At 58.9% G+C, this 17,426-nt stretch carries 11 protein-coding genes; 8 read left to right on the forward strand and 3 right to left on the reverse strand.

The window, feature by feature from the left end; translation table 11 throughout:
* Positions 1-88 precede the first annotated feature (88 nt).
* Together ACW17M_RS14825 and fdhF are read left to right on the forward strand one after the other, a co-directional pair.
* Positions 89-1,807: an NAD(P)H-dependent oxidoreductase subunit E gene (locus ACW17M_RS14825; RefSeq protein WP_457547715.1), complete on the forward strand. Its 1,719-nt coding sequence runs from the start codon at positions 89-91 to the stop codon at positions 1,805-1,807.
* Positions 1,808-1,823: 16 nt separating this feature from the next.
* Positions 1,824-4,679, forward strand: a complete 2,856-nt coding sequence (fdhF, locus tag ACW17M_RS14830) for a formate dehydrogenase subunit alpha (protein ID WP_141440493.1) — start codon at positions 1,824-1,826, stop codon at positions 4,677-4,679.
* Positions 4,680-4,699: 20 nt separating this feature from the next.
* Here fdhF and ACW17M_RS14835 read toward each other — a convergent pair whose 3' ends face one another.
* From ACW17M_RS14835 to ACW17M_RS14845, 3 genes are all read right to left on the reverse strand, one after another.
* Positions 4,700-6,751, reverse strand: a complete 2,052-nt coding sequence (locus ACW17M_RS14835) for an NADH:flavin oxidoreductase (protein ID WP_342584264.1) — start codon at positions 6,749-6,751, stop codon at positions 4,700-4,702.
* Positions 6,752-6,908: 157 nt separating this feature from the next.
* Positions 6,909-7,547, reverse strand: coding sequence for a TetR/AcrR family transcriptional regulator (locus ACW17M_RS14840; protein ID WP_027958318.1), 639 nt, complete (start codon positions 7,545-7,547; stop codon positions 6,909-6,911).
* Between the two features lie 133 nt (positions 7,548-7,680).
* On the reverse strand, positions 7,681-8,967 hold the full coding sequence (locus ACW17M_RS14845) for an aromatic ring-hydroxylating oxygenase subunit alpha (protein WP_457547716.1): 1,287 nt from the start codon (positions 8,965-8,967) through the stop codon (positions 7,681-7,683).
* 363 nt (positions 8,968-9,330) lie between these two features.
* Here ACW17M_RS14845 and ACW17M_RS14850 point away from each other — a divergent pair, with 363 nt between their 5' ends.
* The 6 genes from ACW17M_RS14850 to ACW17M_RS14875 all read left to right on the forward strand — a co-directional run bounded on the left by ACW17M_RS14850 (position 9,331) and on the right by ACW17M_RS14875 (position 17,375).
* Complete coding sequence (locus ACW17M_RS14850; protein ID WP_027958316.1) at positions 9,331-10,437, forward strand: hybrid-cluster NAD(P)-dependent oxidoreductase; 1,107 nt, start codon at positions 9,331-9,333, stop codon at positions 10,435-10,437.
* 285 nt (positions 10,438-10,722) lie between these two features.
* Complete coding sequence (gene glyA, locus ACW17M_RS14855) at positions 10,723-12,036, forward strand: serine hydroxymethyltransferase (protein ID WP_039857456.1); 1,314 nt, start codon at positions 10,723-10,725, stop codon at positions 12,034-12,036.
* Between the two features lie 47 nt (positions 12,037-12,083).
* A complete protein-coding gene (locus ACW17M_RS14860) occupies positions 12,084-13,334 on the forward strand; it encodes a sarcosine oxidase subunit beta family protein (protein WP_009286043.1) in 1,251 nt (416 codons plus the stop codon).
* A 24-nt stretch (positions 13,335-13,358) separates the two neighbouring features.
* Positions 13,359-13,700 carry a sarcosine oxidase subunit delta gene (locus ACW17M_RS14865; RefSeq protein WP_022521483.1) on the forward strand — a complete coding sequence of 114 codons (342 nt, stop codon included), beginning with the start codon at positions 13,359-13,361 and terminating at the stop codon, positions 13,698-13,700.
* The gene (locus ACW17M_RS14870) at positions 13,697-16,747 is read left to right on the forward strand and encodes a sarcosine oxidase subunit alpha family protein (RefSeq protein WP_457547717.1); all 3,051 of its coding nucleotides are present in this window, start codon (positions 13,697-13,699) and stop codon (positions 16,745-16,747) included. Before ACW17M_RS14865 ends, ACW17M_RS14870 begins: the two co-directional genes overlap by 4 nt.
* Complete coding sequence (locus ACW17M_RS14875; protein WP_141440497.1) at positions 16,740-17,375, forward strand: sarcosine oxidase subunit gamma; 636 nt, start codon at positions 16,740-16,742, stop codon at positions 17,373-17,375. Before ACW17M_RS14870 ends, ACW17M_RS14875 begins: the two co-directional genes overlap by 8 nt.
* The last annotated feature ends 51 nt before the right edge of the window (positions 17,376-17,426 follow it).

Here is a 17,426-nt window from a genome sequence, read left to right on the forward strand (position 1 = left end):
CAGGTTAGTGCGACCCTAGACGGCGCCCCGCGGGGTGCCGTCTTTGTTCATTCGGTAGAACGCCGATCAAGATAATAATGAGTACCCCATGACCGTCCAGACCGTGACCCCCAAACGCCGCTTCCGCGGCAAGCCCCGCGGCCGTGATCTCGATCCCAGTCTTCTTGAGGGGTTGCGTGAACTGCTGGGCGACGAACGACAGAACGCCACGCTGCGCCGCCGCGACCTACTCATTGAACATTTACACAACATTCAGGACACCCGGGGCCATCTACTGCTGGCGGATTTGCGTGCCCTGGCGGCTTACATGAACTTGCCCATGGCGACCGTCTACGAGACGGCCACTTTCTATGCTCACTTTGACGTCATCCACGACGATCAACTGCCGCCGCCGGCAGTGACTATTCGCGTTTGCGACTCCCTAACCTGCCAGCTAGCCGGTGCCGAGGCGCTTAAGGCACAGCTGGAGGCAAACGTGGATATCGAGCAGGTGCGGGTGCTGCGGGCGCCCTGCATGGGACGATGCGACGCAGCGCCGGTAGCCGAAGTAGGCCACCATCATGTGCTGTTCGCCACCCAGGAGCGGATCGCGTCGGTGATCGAAAAGGGCCACTTTCACCCCGATCCCGTCGACTGGCAGCGATTGGACAACTATCGCCGCGAGGGCGGTATGGCGTTGCTCCAGGCCTGTCACGACGGCAGCGTTACAGTAGAAGCGCTGATGGAGGCGATGCAGCAGGCCAATCTGCGCGGCTTGGGTGGCGCGGGTTTCCCTACCTTCAAAAAATGGACTTTCGTGCGCCAGGAGACCGGCCCCCGTTACTGCGCTATCAACGCCGACGAAGGTGAGCCCGGTACCTTCAAGGATCGCTATTACCTGGAGCGCTCACCCCACCAGTTTCTTGAAGGTGCCTTGGTCAGCGCCTGGGCGGTAGAGGCCGAGGCGCTGTATATCTATTTGCGCGATGAGTACCCGGCGTTACACGGCGTGCTGCGCGAGGCCATTGGCGAACTGGAGGCTGCTGGCCTGGTGGCACCGGGTTACATTGTGCTGCGCCGCGGCGCGGGCGCCTATATCTGCGGCGAAGAGTCGGCGATGATCGAATCTTTGGAAGGCAAACCGGGCAAACCCAGGCACCGCCCACCGTTTGTGGCTCAGAAGGGGCTCTTTGATCGGCCGACGCTGGTCAATAACGTCGAGACCGTCTACTGGATCCCCATGATCTGGCAGCGCGGCGCTGAGGCTTTCTCCAGCCAGGGTCGCCATGGCCGCGTAGGGTTACGCAGTTTCTCTGTCTCGGGTCGGGTCAAGCAGCCCGGTGTGTATTTGGCGCCCGCGGGGATAACCCTTCAGGAATTAATTGACGAGTATTGCGACGGCATGGCCGACGGCCACCGCTTGGCGGCCTACCTGCCTGGCGGCGCCTCCGGCGGCATTCTGCCCGCTGCCAAGGCCGATATTCCCCTCGATTTCGACACCCTTCAGGAGCACGGCTGTTTTATCGGTTCCGCAGCGGTGATCGTACTTTCCGATCAGGACGATCTGCGCGGGGTGGCTACCAACCTATTGGCCTTCTTTGCCGATGAGTCCTGTGGCCAATGCACGCCCTGCCGGGTGGGCACGGAAAAAATGCTCACGCTGCTCGAGCGAAATGAGTGGGATGCCGGGCTGATGACGCAGCTCTCCCAGGTGATGATAGATGCCTCCATTTGTGGGCTTGGTCAGGCGGCACCTAACCCGGTGCTGGGGCTGCTCAAGGATTTTCGCGGCGAGCTGGCCGCCCAGAACGTAATCGTCAAGGGGTAGGGGGATGAACATGAGCATGAGCGAACAAAACCCAGGCACAAGCTTTACCCTGACGCTGGATGGTGTTGAGGTGAGTGCCCAGCCAGGTGAAAGCCTCTGGCAGGTGGCCAAACGCGCCGGCGAGACCATTCCCCACCTGTGTTTCAAGGACGCCAGCGGCTACCGCGCCGACGGCAACTGCCGCGCCTGTATGGTGGAAATCGAGGGCGAGCGGACGCTGGCCGCCAGCTGTCTGCGCGAAGCAGCCCCCGGTATGGTGGTCAAGAGCGCCAACTCTGAACGCGCGCACACGGCCCGCAAGATGGTCATGGAAATGCTGCTGGTCGACCAGCCTGAGCGGGAAGAGAGCCCCGACAGCTCAAGCCATTTCTGGGCCATGGCTGACCAGCTGGCCATTGATGCCACGGCGGTGCGCCGCAAGCTGCCCAGGCGCGACGAACGCGAGGCTCCCACCGTGCACCATGTGGCGTCCCGGGCGGATAGCCTGGCGCAGGACAGCAGCCACTCAGCCATGCGTGTCAATCTTGACGCCTGCATCGAGTGCAACCTGTGTGTGCGTGCCTGTCGCGAAGTACAGGTTAACGACGTGATCGGATTGGCTCACCGTGGGGCGGCGTCCAAGATCGTGTTTGATTTCGACGACCCTATGGGGGATAGCACCTGCGTGGCCTGTGGCGAGTGCGTTCAAGCCTGCCCCACTGGCGCGCTTATGCCCGCTACCCTGGTCGATCAGGCGGGTCGCGGCGATTCTGCCGTCGCCGACCGGAAGGTGGACTCGGTGTGCCCCTACTGCGGGGTGGGTTGCCAGCTCACCTACCATATCAAGGACGATGAAATCCTTTATGTGGAGGGGCGCGACGGCCCCTCTAACGAGAACCGGCTATGTGTTAAAGGGCGCTTCGGCTATGACTATCCGCGCCATCCATCCCGGCTTGTTACCCCGCTGATTCGTCGCGAGGGTGTCGCAAAGGGAATCGACCCGGACTTCGACCCCGCCAAACCTCTGACGCATTTCCGCGAGGCGAGCTGGGATGAAGCCCTGGAGGCTGCCGCCGGCGGGCTTGTGAACCTTAAAGCGGCCCATGGCCCTGATGCCCTGGCGGGGTTCGGCAGCGCCAAGTGTTCCAACGAAGAGGCGTGGTTGTTCCAGAAGCTGGTGCGTACCGGGTTTGGCTCCAACCACGTGGATCACTGTACCCGCTTGTGCCACGCAAGCTCCGTGGCGGCACTCATGGAGTGTATTGGCTCAGGCTCGGTAACCGCCTCCTTTATGCAGGCCAGCCAGGCCGACGTGGTGATTCTTACCGGCTGTAATCCTGCGGTGAACCACCCGGTGGCGGCTACCTTCTTTAAACAGGCCGCCAAGCGCGGTACCAAGATAGTGATAATCGACCCCCGTGGTCAGTCGCTGGATGCCTACGCCCACCTGAGCGTGCGCTTTTCACCGGGCGCCGACGTGGCCCTGTTTAATGCCATGCTGAATGTGGTCATCAGCGAAGAACTTTATGATACGGCTTATATCGCCGAGCATACCGAGGGCTTCGAGGCCCTGAAAATTCATACCGTCGACATGACCCCCGAAGCGATGAGCGGCCTGTGCGGCGTTGAGCCCGAGACCATTCGCGAGGTGGCTAGGCTCTATGCCAACGCCGAGCGGGCAATGATTTTCTGGGGCATGGGCATTTCCCAACACACCCACGGTACTGATAACGCCCGGTGCCTGATTTCGCTGGCGTTGGCCTGCGGCCAGACCGGTCGCCCCGGCACCGGCCTGCATCCTTTGCGGGGGCAGAACAACGTTCAGGGGGCTTCTGATGCCGGGCTGATTCCCATGGTCATGCCCGACTACCAGCCGGTCAATGATGATCAGGTTCGTGCGGCGTTCGAAGAACTGTGGAATACCAAACTGGATCCCACGCCGGGTCTCACCGTGGTGGAAATTATGGACGCTATCACCGCGGGCACCATTCGCGGCATGTATATCCAGGGCGAAAACCCGGCGATGTCCGACCCGGATCTGGCCCATGCCCGGGCCGCACTGGCCAAGCTGGAACATCTGGTGGTACAGGATCTGTTTGTCACTGAGACCGCCCAGTTCGCTGATGTCATCCTGCCGGCCTCCGCCTGGCCTGAGAAGAATGGTACCGTTACCAACACCAATCGCCAGGTGCAAATGGGGCGGGCGGCGCTGCCGCTGCCGGGCCAGGCCAAGCCGGACTGGTGGATCATTCAGGAGATTGCCAAACGCTTTGGACTGGGTTGGGATTATCAGCATCCGCGGGATGTCTTCGCCGAGATGAAACAAGGCATGGCCTCTCTCGACCATATTTCCTGGGAGCGTTTGGAGCGCGAGCAGTCGGTGACCTACCCCTGCCCAGCGGAAGACGCGCCGGGGCAAGACGTAGTCTTCAGCGATGCCTTCCCCACCGCCAGCGGCCGGGCGAAATTCGCACCCACGCGGCCACTGCCACCGGATGAGCCGGTAGATAACGACTACCCAACGGTGCTGACTACCGGGCGCCAATTAGAGCACTGGCATACGGGTTCCATGACCCGCCGTGCCAAAGTGCTCGATGATCTGGAGCCGGAAGCCGTGGCGAGCTTGGCGCCCGCTGAGCTTATCCGGCTTGGGATGGCGCCAGGCGATGACCTGACGATCACCACCCGGCGAGGAGCCATCACCCTAAAAGTGAGGACGGATCCGGGCATGCCAGAGGGTATGGTCTTCGTACCCTTTTGTTACGGGGAAGCAGCAGCGAATCTATTGACTAATCCAGCGCTGGATCCCTATGGCAAGATTCCGGAGTTCAAATATGCGGCCTGCAGCCTTGCCTCTGCCGGAAAGTTGCCCGCTGATGGTGGAACTATATAGATAGTGGATCGGCGGTTGTATTAAAGGTCTTTGACCAACCTGAGCGCGTCGTAGATGGCCGCGTGGGTGTTCCGAGACTCGACGGCATCGCCGATCCGGAACAGCTGGAAGCGGCCATCCGGGTTGCTAGTCACGGTCTGGGGGGCGCCCACGATCAGGTCATCGTAATTCACTTCGCCGCGGTTGCTGGCGTGCGGTTTTAGCTCGAAATAGATATCGGCCAGCGGTGTGATGCCGTAGTTGACCACCACTTGGTCGATACGCCGCTCATGCCCACTATCCTGCTGGCCATGAATGGCATAATCGCTGGTGATTTCGGCGAGCAGTTCACTGCCGTCGCGCTGCACGGACTTCAGCCGGTAAGTCGGCGTGAAGGTGACGTTGGCACGCTGCAGGGAACGCATGTAGGGCACTAGGTTCATGGCCATGATCTCTGCGGAGAAGGTGCGATCCGGCGTCATAATCTCGAGCTCGGCCCCCGCGGCGGCAATGATCTCAGCCGCCTGCAGGGCTGCGTGGTCGCCTGCATCGTCGAACAGCAATACCCGTTTGCCCGGCGGCACGTGCCCGGAGAGTATGTCCCAGGTATTGACGACTAAGTCGCTGCCGACTGCGGGCTGGTCTTCCATGGGGTAGCCGCCGGTGGCCACGATCACCACATCCGGCTTTTCGGCGAACACTTCCTCGGCTTCGGCCCAGACGTTGTAGCGGATCTCGACGCCGAGTGCCTCACAGCGCGCCAGGCGCCAATCGATGATGCCCAGCATCTCGCGACGCCGCTCACTCTGCGCCGTAAGACGTATCTGCCCTCCAGCATCGCTGGCGGCTTCGAACACCACCACCGAATGGCCACGCTCACCGGCAACACGAGCGGCTTCCAACCCTGCTGGCCCTGCGCCGATAATCACGACTCGCCGTTGCTGTGCCGCCTTGGGAATGGTGTGGGGCATGGTGGTTTCGCGCCCGGTGGCGGCGTTATGGATGCAGTAGGCGGCACCGCCTTGATAGATGCGATCAAGGCAGTAGTTTGCGCCAACGCAGGGGCGGATCTCTTCCTCCCGCCCTTCGGCGATCTTGCGCACGATGTGCGGGTCGGCCATGTGGGCACGGGTCATGCCGATCATGTCGACCTTGCCTGAGGCGATGGCATAACGGGCAGTGGCGACATCCTGGATTTTGGCGCCATGGAAGGTGGGGAAGTCGATCTCGCGACGTATTTCGCCGGCAAAATCCAGGTGCGGGGCGCTGGGCATGCCCTGGATGGGAATCACGTCGGTGAGCCCTGCATCGGTGTCGATGTGGCCGCGAACCACGTTGAGGAAGTCGATCAGGCCGCTACTCTTCAAGCGTCGCGATATCTCCATCCCATCGCCGGAGGTCAGCCCGCCCGGCAGCATCTCGTCGCCGGTGTAGCGCACGCCTACGATAAACGCTTCACCCACCCGCTGGCGAATAGCGCGCAGCACGTCGAAGGTGAAACGTAGTCGGTTATCGAGATCGCCGCCATAAGGTTCCTCAAGGGTATTGGTCAGCGGCGACCAGAACTGATCCATCAGGTGACCATAGGCCTGTAGCTCGATGCCATCGAGACCGGCGGCGTGCATACGCTCGGCGGCATCGGCGTAGTCACGGATCAGGCGCTCAATATCCCAATCCTCTACCTGCTTGGGAAAAGCGCGGTGGGACGCCTCACGACGATGCGAAGGCGACACCGCTGGCAGCCAGTCGCCCTTATCCCAACGGGTGCGCCGGCCCAGGTGGGTGAGCTGGATCATCACTGCGGTGCCGTGCTCGTGACAGGCGTCGGTCAGCTCACGCATCCAGGGCACTACTTCATCCTTATAGGCGAGAATGTTGTTGAACACGGGTGGGCTGTCCTTGGCTACCGCCGCGGATCCGGCAGTCATGGTCAGACCAAGGCCTGCCTTGGCGCGCTCGACGTGATAGGCCCGGTAGAGTGCCTTGGGCATCCCATCCTCAGGGTAAGCGGGCTCATGGGCTGTCATCATAAGCCTGTTTTTCAGGGTGAGATGCTTGAGCTGGAAGGGCTGCAGCAGCGGATCGTTAACCATGGGTAGCGCTCTATTTTATTGTGTATTTAATAAATCTAGGCGCTAATGTTCATTGTTGTCAATTAAATGTTCAATGATGTACATTTCGAGGCGAACATGTTTAACTGCTGGCACGGCTGGGAGGTAGGTGGTGTTAGCCGATCAGGCTTGCTGTGGGCTAGTAAGTACCGGTTGGAGAATAATAACCATGGCGGGCATGGAAGCGTTGCAATTCCCTGGACCCAGGCGGCTGGCCGGTGAAGATTTCGACATAGGCGGGGATGCGCTGCATGCGCACCTCGAGCGGTTCCTGGGTCTTCATCGAGATATAGCCGATCTGGGTTAGATATATGGTGCGGCCACGAACGTTGGCCGCCAGCGGATCATAGCCGTAGCGCTGGAACATTCGCGCCAGTGCTTCGATACGGGTGGCATCAGCTGCATCGATTTCACTCACTACTGACGCTGACTGTAGCGCCCAACTGCGCATGGCGAACTCTAGTGGGGAGTCGAACAGTTTAGGATCCAGCCAGCAGTCGAAGACATTGAGCATCGCCTCGACGATATTCTCGGCATAGGCTTCGGTTTGATGTACTAGTCCTTGGGTATTCTTTTCACGCCAGCGTGCGATCAGTGCCTCCAGCAGTGCCTCGCGATCCTTGAAGAACCAGTAGAAACTGGTTCGAGAAAGCTTTAGTCGCTTGGCCAGGGAAAGAATGCGCACGCTATCGACGCCTGATTCCAGTAGTAGCTCAAACGCCGCATCAAGCCAGACGTCTTGAGAACCCTTGGCAGCGGGAATATCGGTGGATGGCATTGAGCAGGTCTCTAAGAATAGTCTAGGAGTAGTGTGGCAAAGTGTACACAGGTGTCTCTTATGTGTACACGTTGTCAGCTACTCTGGCTAAGTCCTAGTGACGGTAAACGTCGCTGCCTTGATCCTTCAAGTTTTAACCTTGGGCTAAGTGTAACGTCGGCGCATCATATCCTAGGTTCTCGAGCATGCGGGCGGCGTACCAGTCGATAAAGTCGATAACGCCGAACTCATAGGTCTCGGAGTAAGGGCCGGGTTGGTAAGCCTTGGAGTTAATGCCACGCTGGTTCTCTTCGGCGAGTTGGCGATCCTGGTCGTTGGTCGCATCCCATACTCGGCGGAGCTGCTCGGGGTCGTAGTCAACGCCTTCCACGGCATCTTTATGAACCAGCCACTTAGTGGTCACCACGGTTTGCTGCGGGCCAAGCGGTAGCACGCGAAATACCACCGCGTGATCGCCCATGAAGTGATTCCATGAATTGGGCAGATGCAGAATGCGCAGTGAGCCCATATCAGGGCTTGTTAATCGGCCCATTAGTTTCTTACAGCCGGGTTTACCGTCCATTGTCATGGAGACAATGCCATCCAGCAGCGGCGTGCGGGTCAGTCGATTGCGTTTGCCAAGGCGCTTCAACTGATAGGGAACTTGTTCCTCATCCCAATCTGCTTGTTTGCATGCCACCAGTTTCTTATAGGCAGGCGTTGCACGCGGATCCTCGGTGTCATCAAACTCTTGCAATGAGTTCAGCAGCTCAGGATGAGCGCCGTTGCAGTGATAGCACTCGCGGTTGTTTTCGATGACGAGCTTCCAGTTGGCTTGCTCGACGATACTGGACTCGACGGCAACCTTGACGTTGTCCATTTGGTACGGCTCAAGGTAATGCTCAAGCGTTTGCAGAAAATCATCAATCGCAGGCGGTTCATCGCTCAGGTTGATAAAGATGAAGCCTCCGGCTGTATGCACGTTGACCGGTTTGAGGCCAAATTGATCGAGATTGAAGTTAGTGCCCATATCGCTACCGGCAAACAACAAGCGGCCATCAAGTTCATAGGTCCACTGGTGATACGGACAGACGAGCTTTGCAACTTTACCCTTATCCTTTACACAAAGGCGCGAACCGCGGTGGCGGCAAACATTGTGAAACGCATGAATAGCGCCTTCACTGCCGCGCACGATGACGATGGGATTATTACCAATATCCAATGTCATGAAGTTGCCCTTGGTAGGGATCTCGCATGTCATGCCGGCAAACAGCCATTCCTTTTCGAAGACCTCCTGCATATCAAGCGCGAACAGGCGGGCATCGTTGTAAAACGGCTGTGGAAGCGAAAAGGTACGTCCTCTTTCTTGCAGCATCTGAACCGTTGAGTCACGAGCTGCAGCGAGTGGATCATCCATCCGATTAGAAACATTTTTTTCCATTACCAGTATCCTCGTAAACCTCCGCTCCCCCCTCAAGGGCTGCGAATCGGCCGATAGTCAATATTGCGTATCTTGTTGTTCTGTTGCGTAACCTGGCGTTTGATTCAAATGTGGCCTGACGTCAGGCTCCGATTGTGTTGCAGGCGCTGGCCTGCCAATTGTCTGCCCGCGACATTAGATGGCGTAGTGGCGACGAAAAAAGAGGTTTCTAAGCGATAAAGAGTGGCACGAGGTAAGTGCGAGTCGCTGTCAGGTAAGTCGGTCGGCAGGCGCGTCCCCAAAATGCAGCTCAAAGGTGCTGACCGTATCGCAAATACGGTTCGGCGATGCATGGTGATGAAGGCTGGTCAGGCAGAGGCGACAATGACAACTAATTTTTTCAATCCGGTCACGACCCAAACCTGGACCAACGGCCGCCACCAGGTGCGTTGCGTCAAGGTGATTCAAGAAACCCAGGATGTGCGCACGTTCTGCTTCATGGCCGAGCAGCCTGTACTGTTCTTCTTCAAGCCCGGTCAGTTCGTGACCCTCGAGCTTGAAATTGATAATCAGCCGATCATGCGCTCCTATACCATTTCCAGCTCTCCCTCCATCCCTTACAGCTTTTCCATCACCGTTAAACAAGTGCCGGGCGGTAAAGTATCTAATTGGCTACACGCCAATCTGAAGGTGGGCGACGAGCTGGTGGTGCACGGGCCGGTAGGTAATTTTAACTCTATCGATTTCCCTGCCGAAAAAGTGCTGTTTCTCTCGGGCGGTGTGGGCATTACCCCTTTGATGTCCATGACGCGCTGGCTTTTTGATACCAACGCCGCTGTTGACGTTGAGTTCATACACAGCGCTAGAGCCCCCCGTGATGTGATTTATCACCGCGAGCTGGTGCATATGTTTTCGCGTATTCCCGAGTTCAAGCTGCATATTATTTGCGAGAACAAAGAGGATATCGGCGAGGCCTGGGCCGGCTACCGTGGCTACCTTACCCAGCCGCTGTTCGAACTCATTGTGCCGGACTTTATGGAGCGGGAGATATTCTGCTGCGGCCCGACCCCTTACATGAACGCCATCAAAAATATTCTTCGTGCCAACAACTTCAACATGGATCATTACCATGAGGAGTCGTTTGGCGCTACGCCGGTTGAGGTACGTGAAGATGTCCTTGAGCTGGCCGAACAGGCAGAGGTCGACGCCGAAAATGTCGACACCAGCGACTTGTTTAGTATCGAGTTTGCCTCTTCAGGGAAAAGTGTGCGTATTCAGCCGGGGGAGACGGTTCATGCGGCGGCGGCCAAGCTGGGTCTGCATATCCCCAAAGCTTGTGGCATGGGGATTTGCGGTACTTGCCGAGTGGAGCTCAAGTCGGGAGAAGTGGAAATGGAGCATAACGGCGGTATTACCGATGAGGATGTCGAAGAAGGCTATATCCTGTCGTGCTGCAGTCGGCCGAAGGGGGATTTAATCGTCGATTTTTAGCCCCGGCAAGCACCTTGCTGCCTAGTTTTAAGCGCCCTAAACGGTTACTTCCCGTCTAGGGTGCTTTGCTTTTTGGGCGGCGTCAGCCGTGTTATTGGCTAAATCTTGCCGATGTCGCAAATACATCGCGTGGTGACGTCGGCAAGCATCTTGGGCCCGGACTCCAACGATAGTATCGCGGTAAGAACGCGTTGATAGGGACTTTGGTTGAAAGCGACCTGGGTTTATCAGCATTAAAGAGTATGTCCAGCACTTAATAAAAAAGTGACTAATGAGGAGGCGGTAATGCTTCAGAATAATTTTTCCCCCAATGCCCGTTTGGCCAATTACGACAGTCTGCTTGCTGAAGCAATCGCTGAAGAAACGGTTCGCCAAGAAGCGCATATTGAGTTGATCGCCTCCGAAAATTACACCAGCAAACTTGTTATGGAAGCACAAGGTACACAGCTAACCAACAAATATGCAGAAGGTTATCCAGGTCGCCGTTACTACGGTGGCTGTGAGTTCGTTGACAAGGTTGAAGCCTTGGCCATTGAGCGGGCCTGCCACCTTTTTAGTGCCAATTATGCCAATGTGCAGCCACACTCCGGGGCTCAGGCTAATGCCGCTGTGTTCATGGCACTGGTGTCACCGGGCGATACGGTATTGGGTATGAGCCTGGCCCACGGTGGCCACTTAACCCATGGTGCTGCACCCAACTTTTCGGGCAAGCATTACAACGCCGTGCAGTATGGCCTCAAGCCGGAAACCGGCGAGATCGATTACGAAGAAGTCGAGCGCTTAGCTCGCGAGCACCAGCCGAAGATGATCATCGCGGGTTTCTCCGCTTACTCTCGCGTGGTGGATTGGCGGCGTTTTCGCGCCATCGCCGATGAGGTAGGCGCTTGGTTGATGGTCGATATGGCCCACGTCGCTGGCCTGGTAGCCGCTGGCCTCTATCCGAGCCCGCTCCCTTACGCTCATGTGGTAACTACCACCACCCATAAAACGCTGCGCGGCCCCCGCGGCGGCTTGATTCTCTCCGCCGATGGCGACGAAGCGCTGTATAAAAAGCTTAATGGCGCGGTTTTCCCAGGCCAGCAGGGCGGCCCGCTGATGCATGTTATTGCCGCTAAGGCGGTGGCGTTTAAGGAAGCCATGAACCAGGAGTTTGTGCGCTACCAGCAGCAGGTGATCGATAACGCTCAGGCCATGGCCAAGGTGTTTATGGAGCGTGGCTACGACGTGGTGTCCGGCGGCACCGACGACCACCTCTTTTTGGTTTCGCTTATCCGCCAGGGCATTACCGGTAAAGATGCGGATGCAGCCCTTGGCCGCGCGCATATCACCGTTAATAAGAATACGGTGCCTAATGATCCCCAAAGCCCCTTCGTGACTTCCGGCCTGCGTATCGGCACCCCTGCGGTCACTACTCGCGGCTTCGATGCTGAGGAGTGTAGCGAGCTGGCTGGCTGGATCTGCGACATCTTGGACGAATTGGCTGCAGGCAAAGACACGGCTTCCATTGAAGCCGAGGTGCAGGCCAAAGTAACCGACGTGTGTGCCCAGCACCCTGTCTACGCTGAGTCCGCCGCTGAAGCCGTCGAATCCATTGCTTGAATCGGCTTGCCGGCAGGGCCCGGCGCGGCTGAACTGAGGAGACCACTATGCAACGCTATTCCGGCTTCGGCCTGGTCAAGCACGCGCTGAGCCACCACGAGAACTGGGAGCGCCAGTGGCGCAACCCCACACCCAAGAAGCAGTACGATGTAATCATCGTTGGTGGTGGCGGTCACGGCTTGGCCACGGCCTACTATTTGGCGAAAGAGTTCGGCGTCAAGAACGTGGCGGTGATTGAGAAAGGCTGGCTGGGCGGTGGTAATACCGCCCGTAATACCACCATTGTGCGTTCCAACTACTTATGGGACGAATCCGCTGCGCTTTACGAACACGCCATGAAACTGTGGGAAGGGCTTTCCCAAGACCTTAACTACAACGTCATGTTCTCCCAGCGGGGGGTGCTCAACCTGGGGCATACCCTGCAGGACATGCGCGATATCCAGCGTCGGGTGAATGCCAATCGGCTGAATGGCATTGACGGTGAAGTTTTAGACGCCAAAGGAGTGCAGGAGCTGGTGCCGATTATGGACTGCTCCAAAAACGCGCGTTACCCGGTAATGGGTGCCTCCTGGCAGCCGCGCGCGGGGGTGGCCCGCCACGATGCCGTGGCCTGGGGCTATGCCCGCGGTGCCGATGCCCACGGCGTGGATATTCTGCAGCAGACCGAAGTCACCGGCTTCAAGATTCGTGATGGCCAGATCTACGGTGTACACACCAACCGTGGCGATATTGAAGCCAAAACCGTCGGTTGTGTGACTGCCGGTAACTCCTCCGTGCTGGCCAAGATGGGCGGCTTTAACTTGCCGTTGGAGTCCCATCCGCTGCAAGCCTTAGTCTCTGAACCGATCAAACCTATTCTCGATACGGTGGTGATGTCGAACCAGGTGCATGGCTACATCAGCCAGTCCGACAAGGGCGACCTGGTGATCGGCGCGGGCATCGACGGCTATAACGGCTATGGTCAACGCGGCAGTTATCCCACCGTGGAGCACACGCTCCAGGCGATCGTTGAAATGTTCCCGATCTTCTCTCGGGTACGCATGAACCGTCAGTGGGGCGGTATCGTCGATACCTGCCCGGATGCCTGTCCGATTATCTCCAAAACGCCGGTGAAGGGTCTGTACTTCAACTGCGGCTGGGGTACCGGCGGCTTCAAAGCCACACCAGGGTCGGGGCATGTATTCGCTGCCAGCCTGGCCAAGGGGGAAATGCACCCCATCGCTGAGCCGTTCTCCATGTTCCGCTTCCATAGCGGTGCGCTGATCGACGAACACGGCGCTGCCGGCGTGGCCCACTAGGGTTCATACGAGAGGAGTATTCGCATGTTCTATATCTACTGCCCCTACTGCGGCGAACACCGTGAGGAAGAGGAATTCCACCCCAAGGGCCAGGCGCATATCGAGCGCCCCAAGGAGCCCGAGGCGTGTAGTGACGAAGAGTGGGGGGACTACCTGTTCTTCCGTGACAACCCCCGTGGCGTTCACCATGAAATGTGGGTGCATGCGGTGGGTTGCCGCAAGTTTTTCAACGTGACGCGTCACACCGTGAGCTACGAGATTCTCGAGACTTACAAAATGGGCGAGCAGCCGTCGATTACTGCCGACAGCCAAAGCCAGGCTCGCGAGGGCGCTGCGGTAAGCCAACAAGAAGGAGTGCGGGCATGAGTCAGTCCAAGCAACAAGTGTACCGCCTTAACACGGGCGGCCGTATCGATCGCTCCCGCACGTTGAGCTTTACCTTTAACGGCCAGCGTTACCAAGGGCACCCCGGGGATACCCTGGCTTCGGCGCTGCTGGCTAACGGTGTGGATATCGTTAACCGCAGCTTTAAATACTCCCGGCCCCGCGGCATTGTCGCTGCGGGTGCCGAGGAGCCCAATGCCATCGTACAGTTAGGCAGCAGTGAAGCGGCCCAGGTGCCCAATGTACGCGCCACCCAGCAGGCGCTATATGAAGGCTTGGCCGCCAGCAGCACCAATGGCTGGCCGAACGTACAGCGCGACCTGATGGGCCTGTTCGGCAAGCTGGGCGGGCAGTTCATGCCACCGGGGTTCTACTACAAGACCTTCATGGCGCCGGCCTCGATGTGGCTGACCTACGAGAAGTACATCCGCAAGGCGGCGGGGCTGGGTCGCAGCCCCATGGAAGCCGATCCGGATAACTATGATCACTTCAATCAGCACTGCGATGTGCTGGTCGTGGGCGCAGGCGCCGCGGGTCTGGCGGCAGCGCTGGCCGCCGCGCGCAGCGGCGCTCGGGTGATGGTTGCCGATGAGCAGGAAGAAATGGGCGGATCGCTGCTGGCCAGCCGAGAAACCCTGGAAGGCAAGCCGGCGGGTCAGTGGGTTGCACGAGTACTGGACGAGTTAGCGGGCTGCGAGAACGTCACGCTGTTGCCGCGTACTACGGCCAACGGCTATCACGATCACAATTTCGTTACCCTCCATGAGCGGCGCACCGAACACCTGTGCGATACGGCGCCGGTGGAAAATGGTCACCGTCAGGTACGCGCACGCCTGCACCGGGTACGCGCCGGTCAGGTGATCCTGTCCACGGGCGCCCACGAGCGTCCGCTGGTCTACGCGGGCAATGACGTGCCGGGCAACCTACTGGCTGGCGCTGTGTCGACCTACATTCGCCGCTATGGCGTGGCACCGGGCCGCAAGTTGGTGCTCTCCACCAGCAACGACTACGGCTACCGCGCTGCTCTGGACTGGAAAGAAGCCGGCTGCGAGGTCGTCGCTATCGTGGACGCCCGCGAGGCGCCTGCGGGCGACTGGGTCGATGCCGCCCGCGCCCAGGGTATCAAGATTATTACAGGCAGCGCCGTTATCGAGGCGAAAGGCAGCAATCGGGTCACCGCGGCACGGGTCGCCAAGATTGATATTGACGCTTTCAAAGTTAGCGGCCCGGTTCAGGAATTGGCCTGTGACACCATCGCCAGCTCCGGCGGCTACAGCCCGGTGATTCACTTGGCGTCCCATACTGGCGCGCGACCTACCTGGCGCGACGATATTCTCGGCTTCGTGCCGGGGCTGGTGAAGGGCGTTCAGGCGTGTGGCGGTGCCAACGGCTGCTATGCGCTGGGTGACGTGCTGGCGGAAGGTGTCGAGGCGGGCATCAAGGCAGCGGCCGCCATGGGGCATGCCGTTCAGACGGTCACTCTGCCGAGCGCTGAACGTCTGCAGCAAGGCCCTGCGGTGGCGCTCTTCCAGGTGCCTCACGAGAAGCCCACGCTGCGCGGCCCCAAGCAGTTCGTCGACCTACAGAACGACGTCACCGCGGCGGGCATCGAGCTGGCGACCCGGGAGGGCTTCGAGTCCATCGAGCACATCAAGCGCTATACCGCGATGGGCTTCGGTACGGATCAGGGCAAGCTGGGCAACATCAACGGCATGGCGATTGCCGCCCGTTGCTTGAATCGCTCCATTCCCGAGGTGGGCACCACGGTGTTCCGTCCTAACTACACCCCGGTGACCTTCGGCGCCATCGTCGGTCGCCACTGCCGTGATTTGTTCGATCCCGAACGCTACACCGCGCTTCACCAGTGGCACGTGGAGCGTGGCGCCGAGTTCGAGGACGTCGGCCAGTGGAAGCGCCCCTGGTACTACCCACAGAAGGTGAATGGCAAAACCGAGACGATGCACGAGGCAGTGGCTCGCGAGTGTCTGGCAGTGCGCGAGAAGGTCGGTATTCTCGATGCCTCGACGCTTGGCAAGATCGATATTCAAGGGCCGGATGCGCGTGAGTTCCTGGCGCGGGTCTACACCAACAAGTGGGAGAAGTTGGCAGTCGGCAAATGCCGATACGGCCTGATGTGCAAAGACGATGGCATGGTCACCGATGACGGCGTGACCAGCTGTCTTGCTGAAAATCACTTTTTGATGACTACCACCACCGGTGGCGCTGCCGCGATCCTGGAATGGTTGGAATTATGGCATCAGACCGAATGGCCGGAATTGGATGTCTACTTCTCTTCCGTGACTGACCACTGGGCCACCGTGACCATCACGGGCCCGGAAGCGCGCAAGCTGCTCGCTGAGATCAGTGATCTCGATCTTGACCGCGATAGCTTTAAGTTTATGGATTGGCGATCCGGGAAAGTGGCGGGAGTGCCTGCCCGAGTCTTCCGCATCTCCTTTACCGGCGAGCTGACCTTCGAGATTAACGTGCAAGCCAACTATGCCATGCATGTCTGGCAGACCCTGTTCAAGCATGGCGAGAAGTACGGCTTGACGCCCTATGGCACCGAAACCATGCACGTTCTGCGCGCTGAAAAGGGCTTCATCATCGTGGGTCAGGAAACCGACGGCTCGGTGACGCCGGAAGACCTGGGCATGCAGTGGTGCGTTGGCTACGACAAGCCCTACTCATGGATTGGTAAGCGGGCCCTGACACGTACTGACACCAAGCGTGAGAACCGCAAGCAGCTGGTGGGGCTCAGGCCGAAAGACCCGAAGGTGATTCTCGAAGAGGGGGCCCAGATCGTGCTTGATCCCAAGCATGCGATCCCTATGCCGATGGTGGGCCATGTTACCTCCAGCTACTACAGCCCGATTCTGGATTCAGGGTTTGCGCTAGCGGTGGTTAAGGGTGGCCATCAGAAGTTGGGTGAAACGGTTTACCTGCCCATGGCGGATGGGCAAACCCATGAGGCTGAAATCGTCAGCACCATTTTCTACGACCCCAAGGGAGAGCGCCAGCATGTCTAACGCGGCCACTTTCGACACCCGTACTGATACCGCTATCCCGGTAGAATCCCCGTTAGCCTATAGCTATCGTCGCAGCGGTGCGCCCCAGGCCGGCGGCCCAAGCCGGCTTCAGCTACGCGAGCGGGCAATGCTTGGGCATTTGATCCTACGGGGTGGTGCCATCGTGCTCGACGAGGCGGTGCGCGAAGTGCTGGGAATCAGCTTGCCTGGGCAACCCCAGGCGTTGGTACAAGATGCCAGCGGTGAACGTTCTATCCAGTGGCTCTCCCCGGACGAGTGGCTGGTCATCGTGCCAGGTGGCGAAGAGTTTCCACTGGAGACCAAGCTGCGCGAGCAATTGGGCAGTGCCCACTTCGCGATTAGCGACGTCAGCGGCGGCCAGACGCTATTAGAGCTTTCCGGCGAAGCAGCCCGAGAGCTATTGATGAAAACGGTGATCTACGATGTTCATCCCAGCAATTTCCCGGTGGGGAAAGGTGTCACTACCGTCTTCGCTAAGGCGACCACTATTCTACGTCGTCCCAGTGAAGAGCGCTGGGAGTTAGTGGTGCGGCGCAGTTTTGCCGACTACTGCTATCGCTGGTTGCTGGATGCCGGGGCAGAATTCGGCATTAACGTACAACAATAAGCGGGCAGGCCGGAGCGCTGTTCCGGCCGCTATGATCTTCCGCAACGGTCT

Source organism: Vreelandella sp. 2A-K22 (assembly GCF_054065485.1).

Bases quoted from the DNA above. Each gene is read 5' to 3' on its own strand.
- ACW17M_RS14865 (WP_022521483.1), top strand. From the start codon at position 13,359: ATGTTCTATATCTACTGCCCCTACTGCGGCGAACACCGTGAGGAAGAG.
- ACW17M_RS14875 (WP_141440497.1), top strand. From the start codon at position 16,740: ATGTCTAACGCGGCCACTTTCGACACCCGTACTGATACCGCTATCCCG.
- ACW17M_RS14835 (WP_342584264.1), bottom strand. From the start codon at position 6,751: ATGGTTAACGATCCGCTGCTGCAGCCCTTCCAGCTCAAGCATCTCACC.
- ACW17M_RS14825 (WP_457547715.1), top strand. From the start codon at position 89: ATGACCGTCCAGACCGTGACCCCCAAACGCCGCTTCCGCGGCAAGCCC.
- ACW17M_RS14840 (WP_027958318.1), bottom strand. From the start codon at position 7,547: ATGCCATCCACCGATATTCCCGCTGCCAAGGGTTCTCAAGACGTCTGG.
- ACW17M_RS14860 (WP_009286043.1), top strand. From the start codon at position 12,084: ATGCAACGCTATTCCGGCTTCGGCCTGGTCAAGCACGCGCTGAGCCAC.
- ACW17M_RS14845 (WP_457547716.1), bottom strand. From the start codon at position 8,967: ATGGAAAAAAATGTTTCTAATCGGATGGATGATCCACTCGCTGCAGCT.
- ACW17M_RS14850 (WP_027958316.1), top strand. From the start codon at position 9,331: ATGACAACTAATTTTTTCAATCCGGTCACGACCCAAACCTGGACCAAC.
- glyA (WP_039857456.1), top strand. From the start codon at position 10,723: ATGCTTCAGAATAATTTTTCCCCCAATGCCCGTTTGGCCAATTACGAC.
- fdhF (WP_141440493.1), top strand. From the start codon at position 1,824: ATGAGCGAACAAAACCCAGGCACAAGCTTTACCCTGACGCTGGATGGT.
- ACW17M_RS14870 (WP_457547717.1), top strand. From the start codon at position 13,697: ATGAGTCAGTCCAAGCAACAAGTGTACCGCCTTAACACGGGCGGCCGT.